Origin of the sequence: Paenibacillus sp. y28, from assembly GCF_037137075.1 — a bacterium.
Lineage (GTDB): Bacteria > Bacillota > Bacilli > Paenibacillales > NBRC-103111 > JBBBNV01.
This window is the reverse complement of the sequence record NZ_JBBBNV010000009.1, coordinates 68,465-81,142: the sequence shown is the minus strand read 5'-3', so window position 1 is coordinate 81,142 and position 12,678 is coordinate 68,465. Positions and strand designations below refer to the sequence as shown.

General features: G+C 53.1%; 15 protein-coding genes. 3 read left to right on the top strand and 12 right to left on the bottom strand.

Going from position 1 to position 12,678, the window contains the following annotated elements; genetic code table 11:
- Positions 1–172 precede the first annotated feature (172 nt).
- The 4 genes from WBG83_RS09620 to WBG83_RS09605 form a co-directional block, all read right to left on the bottom strand.
- Entirely contained in the window at positions 173–1,684 is a 1,512-nt protein-coding gene (locus WBG83_RS09620) for a sensor histidine kinase (protein WP_336744798.1), read from the bottom strand.
- Positions 1,681–2,358: a response regulator transcription factor gene (locus WBG83_RS09615; protein WP_336744797.1), complete on the bottom strand. Its 678-nt coding sequence runs from the start codon at positions 2,356–2,358 to the stop codon at positions 1,681–1,683. Before WBG83_RS09615 ends, WBG83_RS09620 begins: the two co-directional genes overlap by 4 nt.
- Positions 2,359–2,557: 199 nt before the next feature.
- Positions 2,558–3,340: a hypothetical protein gene (locus tag WBG83_RS09610; protein ID WP_336744796.1), complete on the bottom strand. Its 783-nt coding sequence runs from the start codon at positions 3,338–3,340 to the stop codon at positions 2,558–2,560.
- Between the two features lie 123 nt (positions 3,341–3,463).
- On the bottom strand, positions 3,464–3,790 hold the full coding sequence (locus tag WBG83_RS09605) for a 2'-5' RNA ligase family protein (RefSeq protein ID WP_336744875.1): 327 nt from the start codon (positions 3,788–3,790) through the stop codon (positions 3,464–3,466).
- 410 nt (positions 3,791–4,200) lie between these two features.
- Between WBG83_RS09605 and serC the strand changes: the two genes are divergently transcribed.
- The gene (serC, locus tag WBG83_RS09600) at positions 4,201–5,289 is read left to right on the top strand and encodes a 3-phosphoserine/phosphohydroxythreonine transaminase (protein ID WP_336744795.1); all 1,089 of its coding nucleotides are present in this window, start codon (positions 4,201–4,203) and stop codon (positions 5,287–5,289) included.
- Positions 5,290–5,456: 167 nt separating this feature from the next.
- On the opposite strand, the gene WBG83_RS09595 is transcribed toward serC, so the two are convergent.
- The 3 genes from WBG83_RS09595 to WBG83_RS09585 form a co-directional block, all read right to left on the bottom strand.
- The gene (locus WBG83_RS09595; RefSeq protein ID WP_336744794.1) at positions 5,457–7,187 is read right to left on the bottom strand and encodes a DUF4179 domain-containing protein; all 1,731 of its coding nucleotides are present in this window, start codon (positions 7,185–7,187) and stop codon (positions 5,457–5,459) included.
- Complete coding sequence (locus tag WBG83_RS09590; protein WP_336744793.1) at positions 7,165–7,755, bottom strand: RNA polymerase sigma factor; 591 nt, start codon at positions 7,753–7,755, stop codon at positions 7,165–7,167. The genes WBG83_RS09595 and WBG83_RS09590 overlap by 23 nt, the downstream gene beginning before the upstream one ends.
- 244 nt (positions 7,756–7,999) lie before the next feature.
- Positions 8,000–8,713 carry a response regulator transcription factor gene (locus tag WBG83_RS09585; RefSeq protein ID WP_336744792.1) on the bottom strand — a complete coding sequence of 238 codons (714 nt, stop codon included), beginning with the start codon at positions 8,711–8,713 and terminating at the stop codon, positions 8,000–8,002.
- A 161-nt stretch (positions 8,714–8,874) separates the two neighbouring features.
- On the opposite strand from WBG83_RS09585, the gene trmL reads away from it, so the two are divergent.
- Positions 8,875–9,339 (top strand): tRNA (uridine(34)/cytosine(34)/5-carboxymethylaminomethyluridine(34)-2'-O)-methyltransferase TrmL, encoded by a 465-nt coding sequence (trmL, locus tag WBG83_RS09580; RefSeq protein ID WP_336744791.1) that lies wholly within the window; start codon positions 8,875–8,877, stop codon positions 9,337–9,339.
- Positions 9,340–9,533: 194 nt separating this feature from the next.
- Positions 9,534–9,779, top strand: a complete 246-nt coding sequence (locus WBG83_RS09575) for an AbrB/MazE/SpoVT family DNA-binding domain-containing protein (RefSeq protein ID WP_336744790.1) — start codon at positions 9,534–9,536, stop codon at positions 9,777–9,779.
- Positions 9,780–10,081: 302 nt separating this feature from the next.
- Here WBG83_RS09575 and WBG83_RS09570 read toward each other — a convergent pair whose 3' ends face one another.
- The 5 genes from WBG83_RS09570 to WBG83_RS22590 all read right to left on the bottom strand — a co-directional run bounded on the left by WBG83_RS09570 (position 10,082) and on the right by WBG83_RS22590 (position 12,612).
- Entirely contained in the window at positions 10,082–10,558 is a 477-nt protein-coding gene (locus WBG83_RS09570) for a hypothetical protein (protein ID WP_336744789.1), read from the bottom strand.
- A 188-nt stretch (positions 10,559–10,746) separates the two neighbouring features.
- Positions 10,747–10,869 (bottom strand): hypothetical protein, encoded by a 123-nt coding sequence (locus WBG83_RS09565; RefSeq protein WP_336744881.1) that lies wholly within the window; start codon positions 10,867–10,869, stop codon positions 10,747–10,749.
- A gap of 75 nt (positions 10,870–10,944) precedes the next feature.
- Positions 10,945–12,009, bottom strand: a complete 1,065-nt coding sequence (locus tag WBG83_RS09560) for a phosphodiester glycosidase family protein (RefSeq protein WP_336744788.1) — start codon at positions 12,007–12,009, stop codon at positions 10,945–10,947.
- Positions 12,006–12,452 carry a hypothetical protein gene (locus WBG83_RS09555; RefSeq protein WP_336744787.1) on the bottom strand — a complete coding sequence of 149 codons (447 nt, stop codon included), beginning with the start codon at positions 12,450–12,452 and terminating at the stop codon, positions 12,006–12,008. Before WBG83_RS09555 ends, WBG83_RS09560 begins: the two co-directional genes overlap by 4 nt.
- A 52-nt stretch (positions 12,453–12,504) precedes the next feature.
- A complete protein-coding gene (locus WBG83_RS22590; protein ID WP_442955817.1) occupies positions 12,505–12,612 on the bottom strand; it encodes an AraC family transcriptional regulator in 108 nt (35 codons plus the stop codon).
- Between the last annotated feature and the right edge of the window lie 66 nt (positions 12,613–12,678).

Genomic DNA, 12,678 nt, shown 5'->3' with positions numbered 1-12,678 from the left:
TACTTGCGGGAAAAAATGCAACGGCAGCGCCTGCAGAGCATCCGGCGGTTGGCCTGGGGAAATGGAATCCCGGCACCGCCGGATTTTTCCGGTTCAAGCAATTGAAGGTAAGAAGAAACAACCCGGCTCCTTGGAATGGGCTTCTTGGAATGGGATGGCCCCCGTTTACAGGCTACTTCCCTTTGACGGGCCGGGGCAGCTGCAGCCAGAAGGAAACGCCCTGAGGGTCATTCTCAGCCCATACCCTTGATCCATGCAGGGTCGCGATTCGCTGGACGATGGCCAGGCCCAGGCCAAATTCTCCTTTGTAGCCTTTTTGAAACTGATGGAACAAATTTTCCATAACGCCCGGATCGATGGGAGGGCCGTCATTCCAGATTCGAAGGGACGGCACGTCCGTGGTTGCGGGCAGCTTCGGATTTGCTGGAACCGCGGGGCTTGCATTGACACTCATACTGCCTGATTGCTGTGCCTGGGCAGCGGCCTCAGGCAAAGCGGGGGGATGCTCCATGGCTGGCGAAGCATTAGGCGCAAGGGACAGCTCAATTCGGCTGACGGCATAGCGCATTTGATTATCCAGCAAATTCTCCAGTGCCACCTGCCACTGCTCCCGGTCCCCTTGTATTTGCAGCGGAGGCAGGTCCATCTTCCATTCCAGCTCAGGCCTGCGCCAGCGCAGCCGTTCGGAGACATGAACCGCCAGCTCGCTCAAATCGAACCATTCCTCGGAATGCAGCAGCGTTGTGGACAAATAGTCCAGCTTCGTCAAGTACAACAAATCGCGAATCCGTTTCTCAAGCCGCTGGGATTCATGATCGATGACTTCAACGGAGCTTGCCAAATCGCCGCGGGGATAAATTCCGTCCTGGATAGACTGTGCGTAGCTGCGGATGACCATCACCGGCGTTTTGAGCTCATGAGAAATGTGCTGCAGCAGGGACTGCTGGGTTTCATCCTGGCGGCGAAGCTGCTCCCGCATCCGGTCGATGGAGGAGGCGAGCTGTCCGAATTCATCCTGCCGGTTCAGCTGAATCGGATCATGCCATTTGCGGTGAGCAATTTGCTTGACGTGCTCCTGCAGCCGGACGAGCGGCCGGGACAAGTATTTGGCCAGCCACACCGAGGGCAGCCAGCTTACTAGCGTAACGAGCGCCATTAGAAGCATCAGCTGCCGGTTTAGGGAGCGCACCATTTGGTCATGGTACGTATCCCACATGTAAGAAATTAAGTAGGCCGATTGCCCTTGAAAGCTAATATTTTGACGGATGATATAATAGAGCTTTTTACCATCTATGCTGCTGATGTACTGCTTGCTGTCCTCGCTTTGCTGAAGCGCCTGCTCCCGGATATCCAGCATCACGCTCGACGGCAGATTCCGGCCGGGGAAATTGACGCGCCCGTCGCTGGTCATCAGCAGGTGGGATACGGTTCGATTGCTCTGATTTTCCTGATCCTTTTCGATACTGGGCTGCTGCAAAAAACGGTCGATGTTGCGGTCGATGCTGCGCTCGCCGGAAATTCTCGGGAATTCATTCATCTGCGCGTGCTCAATGTTCGCGAAGGTTTCCCGGGTGAAGAAGCTGCCCAGGGTGACGGGAATAATGAGCAGCAGCAGCAAAAAAATGCCGACCGTAATTCCGGCCAGGACGATCCAGATTTGATAGGCCAACGATAAATTTTTCATGGCTTCACCAGACGGTAGCCAAAGCCGTACATCGTTTCAAGCCGCAAATCAGGCAGCTTCTTACGGATTCGGCGAATCAAGTCATCAACGACCCGGTCCGATCCGAAGTAGTCTTCCCCCCATATTTGCTGAAGCAGCTGCTCGCGGGAGAAGGCCTGCCCCGTATGAGCGGCGAAAAAGGCGATCAGCTCGAACTCTTTGCTGGTCAGATCGATGGCCTGTCCGTCATGCTCCACAATTCTGCGCTGCGAATCGATCCGGTAAGGGGGGACAAGCACGGTGCCCGGAGAAGCGGCGGGCATGCTTTTGCCGTAAACCCGTTCTAGCAAATTACGGGCCCGGATGACGAGCTCCCGCGGCAGAAACGGCTTGGGCAAATAGTCGTCGCTGCCCATCTCCAGCCCGACGACCCGGTCTAGATCGGCATCCCGAGCGGAGATGAAAATAACCGGCACCTCCGGGGCGGCGGCTTTAATCTCGCGGATGAGCTGATAGCCGTCAATATCCGGCAGCATAATATCCAGAATCCACAAGTCAGGCTGCTGGCTTAGCGCCTGCCGCGCCGACTCGCCGTCCAGAAACGCCCGGACCTGCCAGCCCTCCTGCTGCAAATAGGTAGCAAGCACTTGATTCAGGCTTTTTTCATCTTCTACAAGATAAATACGGTATGTCACGGATGGCTTGCTCCTTTCCAATCGTCCTGCATCTACACTAGAGGCAATCTCATTTGCTATCATCATAAAACAAAGGAACGTGTTCGACAACACGTTCCTTTGCTTCCGATAAGAATGCGCGATTGGGTGCGCTGCAGTAGCATTCTTATTCAAACGTATAAACGGTCTTGTACGCCAATCAGGGTGAGGCTATCCTGCGTTATTCAGCTGCCTGCGTATCAGCCGAGGTTGATTTTGTTTTAAGCTCCTGGACCTTTTGAGCAAGCTTGGTATTGCTTGCTTTGATTTGCTCGATCAGCTTTGGAAGCACGGCTTGAATCTGGGCGGCATCGCCGCTTTTCACAGCGGTATCGAATTCGTCGCGCAGCGCCTTCCGGGCCTCCATTTCAGCCTTGCGGGCTTCCTGCGCGGCTTGATCGCCCTGCGTCGCTTCATTCTTGGACTTGTTATGCTCCTTGCCCTTGGAGGAGTCTTTGGAGCTTTTTTTCATATCTCCGCCCAGTGCTTTGATCTGCTCCTGATACTGTTCTTTTGTAATGGAGCCGCTGTCGAGTTGAGCCTTCAGTTCTTCACGCTTTTGCTTGGCCTGCTCGTGCTGCTGCTTGAACTGTTCCTTTTGTTCCTCGGTCCATTCTTTGCGCTGTTCCTTAGCCTCCGGTCTGAGCGCTTTGATCTGCTCATTCAGGCTGCTCCGTTCGGCGAGCACGCTTTTCAGGTCATTCAGTGTTCCCGGCGCATATTTCTCCGCGAGCAGCGTCAAGTACATGTCCTGATGGGCGGAGCTGCCGAAGCCGAACCCGCCTCGGGCTTCTCCAAAGCCGTGGTGTCCCTTGCCGCCCGGGTGGCTGAAGGAACGCTGGTTCTGAGTTTGGGCTTGACCGGCTTCAGTAGAGGTCAGGCTGTCTGCGGCGAATGCGGCCGCCGGTACGGCAATTGCGATAGCGAGCGCTGCCGGAAGAATTGTTGTTTTCCACGATTTCAAAGGGATTCCTCCTTCAAAATGAGTATGGCTGCATGTTGGGTTGATGTCCAAATTTTTCAAGGGTCCTGCTCCTCGTTACTTTACCCCAAAAGTATGTCATAAATATCACGAAATTGTGTGAAATTATGTGATGGGGAAACGGGCAAACGGCCGGTACATCGGCTGTTGGCCAAGCAGGCTTTCGTAGAGGAGGATTTCCTTGGGAGACTGGGGATTGCCGAATACGCTAGGCCCGTCCAGTTGCAGTGTAAAAGGGCTCCAACCTGCACTGAAAGCAGAGAGCTGCCGGATAAGAAGATCTGCCTGATCCGGGCGGGTGCTCCCGTAAAACTGCAGGGTGATATGATAGTCCGCCCGGTGCGTCCAGCGCCTGAACGGCAAGCCCGATGTGCTGCACCACCGGTAAAGGGAGAGCTTCACCTCGTCAGGGACCGGAACAGCAGCAAACAGACGGGGGTACAGGACCGCTCCGGCTGCAGAAGAATGGGGAGGAGGATGCAGTTTTCATCACCTCTGCCTCATAATCTTTCCTTTCTTGTACATCTTTATGCTATAGGCCGAATTGAAGAGGGATGATGCCGCGGCAACCATTTATAAGGAAGGAAACGAATAGACAGCAGTCATAGTGCTGCATGATGGGGGTCAGCATGGGGCAAGCTTGAAAAGCAGATGAGGTCTGCCGCGGCTTCTTTTTTAAAAGGGATGCCGCCCGTTTCTGCAAGCATTGTATTCGGCGCGCCTAAAAATAGGCCGGGCTCTATGAAAAGCTTGTAAAAGCCGCTGATCCGGGCTTGCTGTCCGTGACGAATCTTGTTATTATTAGCCATATCAAATGAATGAAGAGAAGGTGTAGGGGAACAATGGGCAAACGCGCTTATAACTTTAACGCCGGGCCGGCTGCACTGCCGCTGGAGGTACTTCAGCAAGCACAGGAAGAGCTGGTGGAATATCAAGGCATCGGCATGTCGATTATGGAAATTTCCCACCGGAGCAAGGAATATGAGAAGGTCAACAGCGAGACACAGGAGCTGCTGAAGGAGCTGCTTGGCATTCCGGAGGGCTACAAGGTCCTGTTCCTGCAGGGCGGAGCCAGCACACAGTTCGCCATGATTCCGATGAATTTCTTGAAGCCGGGCAAGGTGGGCAGCTATGTAATGACCGGTTCCTGGGCAGAGAAGGCCATTCAAGAGGCCCAGCTGATTGGCGAGACGCATATCGCGGCAAGCATCGCTGCTGACCGCCCGCTGTACATGCCGTCTCAGGATGAGATTGAACTGCGTCAGGACGCTGCTTATTTACATATTACCTCCAATGAAACGATTGCCGGGACCCAGTTCCATAAATACCCGGAAACAGGCAATATCCCGCTTATCGCAGATATGTCCAGTGACATCTTGTGCCGTCCGATCGATGCTTCGAAGTTCTCGATGATTTATGCGGGCGCTCAGAAAAACCTGGGGCCGTCCGGGGTTACAATCGTGATTGTTAAAGAAGATCTGCTGCAGGATGCGCCAAAAACGATCCCGACCATGCTGCGTTATAGCACATTCGTGAAAAACGACTCCTTGTACAACACTCCGCCGGTATATTCGGTTTATATGGTTAACCTGGTTCTGAAATGGATTAAGGCCAACGGCGGCGTTGCAGCAATGGAGCAAAAAAATATCGAAAAAACGAAGCTGATTTATGATGCAATCGACAACAGCGGCGGCTTCTACCGCGGTGTCGTTGATCCGGGCAGCCGTTCGACCATGAACATCACATGGCGTATGGCCAGCGAAGAGCTGGAGAAAGCGTTCGTGAAGGAGTCGGCTCAGCACGGCTTCGTCGGACTGGCCGGTCACCGCAGCGTAGGCGGTCTGCGTGCTTCCACGTATAACGCAGTACCTTACGAAAGCTGCAAGGCGCTGGCTGATTTCCTGGCCGATTTCCAGAAGCGCAACGGCTAATCGGTAGCTCCGGCTTCCGTGAACCATAAAAAAGAGGGCGTTCCAAAGCCATAAACATGGCTGAGGAACACCCTCTTTTCATTTCAGGCAGTGGTCGACCGACCGCCGTCATGCAGCGAAACACCGCGCGCCGGGAGCTGCGCGCGTGCGGAAACATTTCACTTGGTCTACCTGGCGTGGAATGCCTCGGTCTCAGGCATGGGGACTGACCAAGCTACATTCGTATACATTCGGCTTACTACCGTGCGTGTCAGCTGCAGCTGCTCCGGGATGGCGGCAAGCCCCGAGGCGCGAAATTCAAACAGCCCGCCCAGGTCCGGCCCGCCAAGCCGGACATATCCGTCCTGCCAACCGGTGGCGGACCAGGTTAATACGCCGCGCATAGTAATGGGATATGGCTGGCCGCCGGGCGCGGTGAGAATCCATTGGCTGTTCTGATTTTCATTCCGCAGCAGCCCGCTCAGCTGCAGGGAGCCTTCGGGCTTATCGCCGTTTGTATTCGGCGGGGATTCTACAGTGAAATCCTGTAACAGGAGCTCATCCCCGTCCGATTGGAATACTACAGGCTGCGTTTTCAGCTTCGCAGGTTCAAATGAAACGGAAGCCCCGTCGCGCTCAGAAACGAAATATCCGTCGAAGACGAACGTATACGGGCCGTCCGCCGGCAAAGACTTAAACGTATAGCTCGAGTGCATTAACCCGGGCTTGTCTCCAGGCAGATGAAGCTGGGTCATCAGGCTGTCCATATGAGGATTTATGCGGGTGTTCACGCTATGAATTTCTTCTCCCGCCGCATTCTCGAAATGAAACCGCAGGCCCTGCTCCTTCCATAATTCGCCAGGAGAACGGGCGAGCGCATCTGCGCTCAGCTCAGTGTCAATTTCTAACCGCACCCCCTGAACCATCCGGGTCAGCCGTTTCAACCGGACGGTCATACCGTCCGGAGACGTGTAGCTTCCGGAGAGCGGGAGAACAGTTGTTTTCTTGTTCGCTTCCGTCAGGTCGATGGAGAAATTGAAGCTCCAGTCCCCTGAAAGAACAGGGATGCCGCGCATGTTGTTGCCGAGCTGGGTAAGGCGCCCTTCGATCGTAATATGGTCGGTTTGAAGCGGCTCCGGGAGATGGGCGACAAGATAGTAAAAATCATTTGTATAGCCGATGTCATGCAGAGAGCCGGCCGGTTTTCCCTGACCATCCTTGATTGTAATCGTATTTTCTTCTGAAAGGACGAGCCGTTCCCTGTCATGCTGGCCGCTTGGACCGAACAGCTGCAGGGCAACAACGACACGGGTCGGGTCTGCAACCGCCTCGTCGATTTTGAGAGTGTAGCCCCGATCGGTGACCCGAATATTCGGATGCTCCACCAGGCCAAGCTCTTGGGCCCGCAGCAGCCCGATGTCTGCATGCTCTTGCCCGAACAGGGAACGAAGCGCTTCCGCGAGCGTCGGAACGGAGTATACCGCCACAGAGAATAACAGGACAAGCAGGGAGGCCGCGCCAATGGCCACCTTCCAGGCGGGGAACCGGTTTTTACGGAATGCTGCGGCATCTGAAAAAGCGGGAGAAACGGCTTGGGCTGCAGGCTTTTCTCCGTCCGCTTGAACGGGATTGGCGGCGGCTATCTTGTTATTTTCATCATCAGCTTGCTGTAACGGGGCTTTCGGGGTGCTCGGCTCAATCTCCTCATCTTCAAGCAAAGCCATCACCTGAGCGGTAAAAGCATCCGGCAGAGCGTCCGTATAAAGATCCTGTGACCAGCGTGCCTGTTCTTCGGACTGCGCTAGGTATAGAGCCAGGCAGCGCGGGCAGCCCGCAAGATGCTCGGCTGTCCGTTGTTTATCCGGAAGCTTGGCGTTCAAGATGTAATCTTCCATGTTAGCGGGGCTTAAGCACTGCATCGGTTCTCATCTCCTCGTCGGTCAGCATTTGTTTTAACCTCTTTTTAGCCCGGTACAGGTCATTTTGAATTTTGTTTCGCGGAACATTCAGCAGCGAGCTTATTTCGTCATAGCTTAAATCATTCGTATACCGGAGCAGCAGTGAGATCCGGTAATTATCCGGTAGCCGCCGTATCAGCGCTTGAAGCTCGGTTTGGTGCTCTTCCTGAAGTATGGCATCTTCCGGTCCGCTAAGGGTTACCACATGGGAGGGAAGCTCAAGCAGCCATTCCCTTCGGTACTTGCTCCTCCAGAAATCTTTCAGCACATTGACGGCAATTTGGTATAGCCAGGCGGAAAAGCTTTTTGTTGTCTCATGTGAAGCCAGCTTCCGGTAAGCCTTAATAAACGTCTCCTGCGTTAAATCCTGGGCATCTTGATGATCAGCTCCCATACCGCGCAGCAGGCCGTAAATTTTATTTTTGTACCGGTTTACCAAAAAGGCATACTCGTCTTTGTGCCCTTCCAGCACCCGGCGAATCCATTGCTTCTCAGGATTGTTCTCGATAGAATCCAGGTGTTCCGCCACGGCCAGTTCTCCTTTCAGTAGCTTCATATTCTATAGACGTGGAATACACCGGAAACTCTCACCTTGAGGGAACGAAAAAAAAATCTTCAATTCCACGTTGATGTGGAGTTGAAGATTCGTTTCATACGATGGAGGAATAGCCGCAGCTTATTCGGCAATGAATGAGTACAGGGGAATGTATTTGACTTGCTGGGAGTAACGCCTCACTAAGCATTAAACCAAGCCCTTTTCTGTGAGGCGGGGGTTAAGCATAGCTTTCTTTCATAGCCGGTTCCATCAGCTTGTAGCCGACATTGCGGATGGTCACGATAAATTCCGGTGTGCGCGCGTTTTTTTCGATTTTGTCGCGAAGGTGGCTGATGTGGACATCGACTATACGTGTATCGCCCAGGAAATGATAGTCCCAGACGCCATGCAGCAGCTGCTGGCGGCTCAGCACCTTGCCGCGGTGCTTGCACAGAAACAACAGCAGCTCGAATTCCTTGGGGGTCAAATCGATTAAGCTTTCGTTTAAATAAACCTCCCGCTGGTCGGGCTTGATACGGATCGGTCCGATTTCCATAGCCTGCGCTTCATCCGCTGTCGGCAGTGCTCCGGTACGGCGCAAAATGGCTTGAATGCGGGAGGTCAGCTCCTGCGGGCTGAAGGGCTTGGTCATGTAATCATCGGCTCCGTTATCCAGCCCGGCGATTTTATCGGACAGGTCCTGCAGCGCGGTGAGCATGATAATAGGAACCATATTATTCTGGCTGCGAAGCTTGCGGCATACTTGAATGCCGTCCATCTTGGGCAGCATCAAATCGAGAACAATCAGGTCGGGACGGAACTGGCGGATGGAATCAAATACAGCCTCGCCGTCGAAGACGCATTGAACATCAAAGCCAACCAGCTTCAGGTTGAAATCTATGAGCATGGAGATGGAGGGTTCATCATCAACGACGAGAATTTTCTTCTTCATAACGTTTCCTCGCTTTCCGAAAGTCGTGCTGAATCGGTCTGATATTCCCTATTATGGCGGCACACTATCAAGCGGATATTAAGAACGCGTAAAACGTATGTTAAAATTGCCGTTAAACCGGTGTATAATAGTTGGGACAAACGACAGAGGTGAACAAAAAGATGGCATTTCATATTGTATTGGTCGAGCCTGAAATTCCTGCGAATACGGGCAATATTGCGCGCACCTGCGCAGCGACGGGGACGGTGCTGCATTTGGTGCGGCCGCTCGGATTTTTGACGGATGACAAGACCTTAAAGCGGGCCGGTCTGGATTACTGGCATGCCGTAAAGGTGGAATATCACGATTCCTTTCAGGAGCTGAAGGAGCAGTATCCTGAAGGCCGGTTCCACTTCGCGACGACCAAAGCGGATAAACGGTATACTGACCTCCGGTTTGAGGATGGGGATTTTCTCGTATTCGGCAAAGAAACAAAGGGGCTGTCACCGGAAATACTGGAGCAGCATCCGGGAAGATGGATGCGTATGCCGATGACGGATGCGGTTCGGTCGTTAAACTTGTCCAATTCCGCGGCTATCGTGCTGTTTGAAGCGCTGCGTCAAAACGATTTTCCGGGATTAAGCTAACACTTCAGGTCAGGTTTTTATCCGATTTGGGCTAGAACATGACAAAATATCGCTATTTTTAACGTAAATCGCGCTTTTTAAAAAAGTTTCTAGGACAAAAGAAGGATTTTCATCTCGTGTAGCGAAGATATAATGCACGCTGTTGACATCTAGATCTTACAGAAGATGTTACTGAAGCGAGGTGATACGATATTATGAGACCGGCAGGTGTTGTGCGGAAGGTCGATCAACTTGGCCGAATCGTGCTTCCCAAATCGCTGCGCAAGCGATATAAAATGAACGAAGGGGATCCAGTAGAGATTTTTGTTTCCGGCGACCACATTTTGCTCGAACGGTATAGACCCCGTTGCGTATTCTGTGGAGCACTCGATGTGGTGGATTACCGAGACAAATACATATGCAAAGGCTGCTTGGGCGAAATGACACAATTTCATGTCTAAGCCCGCGGCTTCTGGTTATATGGATGAAACAAAGCGTCCGGCCTCCTGCAATAAGGAGGCCGGGCGCTTTGTTCGTTTTGCGCCTGGCCTGGGCGATAACTTGGCGATGAAAGTCCTTATTCGATTTTTTAGACCATCATACAAAAAATTCGGGATAAACAAAATTTCCCTTTCTTCAGCGAAATATGTAGTAAGCTTCTGTTCAGTCAGCAGATATGGATAAAAAATCCGGACTTCCGCTGCGGGAAGTCCGGACGATTTGGGGTTAGAGAGAAAGCTCGGCGAGGCTTTGAGAAACAGGCTTACACTTTTGCCCAGCTGGCCGGGAAAGTAAAGCCTCCTGTTTGGGAAACCTTGGTGACCGAGGTTGCACTTTCAATGTTGAGGCGCAGGTTGCCGTTTCTGGGGGTTGCAAGCCGCACGGTGGAATATTGGCCGACAATGGTAACTTCATCGTCTTGAATGGTGCCGCGGTATACGGAAGTAACCTGCCCATTGTTGTTCAAGCCCGCGAACCAAAGCACGTTTGCTGCGGTTTGATTGAAATAATACGTGTTGTTGTCGCTGCCGGTCCAGGTTCCGGTCAAATCGACCTGTTTTGGACCTACGCGCCGGCGGGCCTTCGGACGAAGTGCGGCGGCACGAATGGCCATTGCTTTTTTAACCATGGGATTCGCTGCGGCTTGGCGGACTTTGGCTGCCGGTTTACGGGCTTTAGCTGCTGCTGGCTTCACCGACTTGGTTGCTGCGGGTTTACGGATTTTTTTGTTCATCGGCATTTGAATAAGACACCTCCATCTTTGTTATGCTACTAATCTATGAAGGTGCTCTATGAAACTCTTGGACTTGGTATACTAGATGATTCATACGCCTGCGCACAAAAAAATGACGCTGCCTCGTCCGGTTGGAGCGCGCAGCGTCATTCGGGTACAATACAATCTTCTGAAAGGGCGGTTTGCCCATCGGCTTACAGGCCTTGAGTTTTGTCATCATTGTAGGATGCTGTGAGCATCGCAACAATGAACATGGCAAATACGAGCATAACAATCCAGAACGTAATGCCTCCCATAATATCGGAACCTTCAAACATGTTGGATATACCCCTTTCCGTTTAGCCCAGATCAATAGCTTTATTATACCCAAACCGAAATCAAATGAAAACTCCCTATTTAAAAAACAGGAAATGTGTCGGCAGCGGGCGCAAACGGCCGTCCGAAGGCCGGTTAATCGTTCTGCCCTCCACAATCAGCGAGGATGATCCGCCTCCGTCCAAATTGTAGGCATCCACAATTTTGAGCTCCTGAAGCATATCCTGGAGCTCCATCAGCGTCGCGCCGGAGCCGCCTTTTTCGTCGTAGCCGTCCGTCACGATAAACAGGAGCTGGTCGTTGCCGAAGTTTCCGACGACTGTGCGCGGGGCGCGCCGCGGCGAGTTTTGCCACTGGGCCGGGATTTGCTGCTTCGTGCCGCTCTTCAGCAGCACCGGCACGAATGTGGCGCCGAAGTCCGGCTTCAGCTTGTCGAGATCCTCCTGACGGGAGAAGCGGCCGCCAATCAGCTTGCGGTCCGTACTGAGGCCCACAAAGGCCAAATTTTCAAAGGTGGGCTCAAAGCCGTACACGTATTTGCCGCCATATACAGTCGTGCTGAGCGGGAAACGCTTCCCGGTTGCCGTATCATCGGCAAAACCGCCGGCGTTAATCCCGGCGACAGCTCCATACCGCTTGACGGCATCCAGCGTTGTCTCGCTGCCGCCGACGCGATCCTTGCCGAGCACCATTTTCATCGCGTTGTCGGTTTTGAGATTCACCTTAAGGGCATAACCGGTATAGGTGGTCCGGTTGAAGGTGTACAGCTTCAAATCAATATTGTTGGAGCTGATGGCCCTTACCGGCTTGCCCAGCTTGACCGAGATGCGCGAGTCGAAAATCTCTTGCGGCCGGGCTGCTTGTTCCCCGGACATCTTGTGAATGGTGTTCATCTCGCTGTTTGTCTTGTCGTACAGCTGAATCAGGCTCTCCAGAGAGGTGCGCATCGTGCCGGCGTTCGCGACGGCCTTCTCCAGCTTTTGATTGACTGCGGCGCTTGCCGTTTGGTTCTGCGTGTGCGGCGCCAGTGCCGGAAGGTCCGGCAGCCGCACATGGAAGCCCTGCCATGCCAGAAGCAGCAGCATGCCGAGGCATGGGGCGCACAGCAGCAGGAAGAAACGGTTTAACAGACGGACATTCATTTCAGCACGTCCAGGTTCTTTTTCAAATCATCCAGCTTGCTCTTCACTTCGTTCAGCTGGGTGTAGAGCTGGTTGCTGTTATCGTTTTTGTTATTGGCATTGTCCTTGGCAAACGCCAGCAGCTCGTTCAGCGAATCGACCTTGGTTTGCAGCGCAGTCATATCCGCGGTGTAGCTGTCCTTCAGCGCCTTGATTTGGGCTTCGTAGTCCGCCTGAATCGTCGCTAGCTGCGCCTGGGTTTGCTGGCTGATCTCGGCAGCCACCTGCTGCTTCAAGTAGTTCGTGTACAACATCGTGCCTGTCGTTCCCAGCGCGATGAGAATCATCCAGCTTAAGAAAAAGAGTATGTACGTCTTCCGGTTCGATCGGGCTTGTCCAGCTGCGCGACCGGTGTAGGCCTGCTGTGATAACGGAGCAGGGGACGTGTTCTCCATTGTGTTCATGTGGTTATGCCTCCTCCCTCTCCGTTATGCTAGTACACCTCGGGCGGCCCTGTCAAGGCGTCAGCTTCTGCGTTTCCCGCCTGCGGTATTCCCCCGGCGAAACACCGATCGCTTTCTTAAACACCTTGCGGAAATAATTCTCATCCCCGTAGCCGGCCACTCACGGCCGGGTTATTTTTTTTCAAGTTAAAAAGGAAAATATTACCTAAGCGTCGAATAATTTAGA

Excerpts from the sequence above, each read along its gene's own strand:
- trmL (WP_336744791.1), top strand. The coding sequence starts at position 8,875 with ATGGCATTTCATATTGTATTGGTCGAGCCTGAAATTCCTGCGAATACG.
- WBG83_RS09620 (WP_336744798.1), bottom strand. The coding sequence starts at position 1,684 with ATGAAAAATTTATCGTTGGCCTATCAAATCTGGATCGTCCTGGCCGGA.
- WBG83_RS09555 (WP_336744787.1), bottom strand. The coding sequence starts at position 12,452 with ATGAACACAATGGAGAACACGTCCCCTGCTCCGTTATCACAGCAGGCC.
- WBG83_RS09570 (WP_336744789.1), bottom strand. The coding sequence starts at position 10,558 with ATGCCGATGAACAAAAAAATCCGTAAACCCGCAGCAACCAAGTCGGTG.
- WBG83_RS09575 (WP_336744790.1), top strand. The coding sequence starts at position 9,534 with ATGAGACCGGCAGGTGTTGTGCGGAAGGTCGATCAACTTGGCCGAATC.
- WBG83_RS09595 (WP_336744794.1), bottom strand. The coding sequence starts at position 7,187 with ATGCAGTGCTTAAGCCCCGCTAACATGGAAGATTACATCTTGAACGCC.
- WBG83_RS09565 (WP_336744881.1), bottom strand. The coding sequence starts at position 10,869 with ATGTTTGAAGGTTCCGATATTATGGGAGGCATTACGTTCTGGATTGTT.
- WBG83_RS09585 (WP_336744792.1), bottom strand. The coding sequence starts at position 8,713 with ATGAAGAAGAAAATTCTCGTCGTTGATGATGAACCCTCCATCTCCATG.
- serC (WP_336744795.1), top strand. The coding sequence starts at position 4,201 with ATGGGCAAACGCGCTTATAACTTTAACGCCGGGCCGGCTGCACTGCCG.
- WBG83_RS09560 (WP_336744788.1), bottom strand. The coding sequence starts at position 12,009 with ATGAATGTCCGTCTGTTAAACCGTTTCTTCCTGCTGCTGTGCGCCCCA.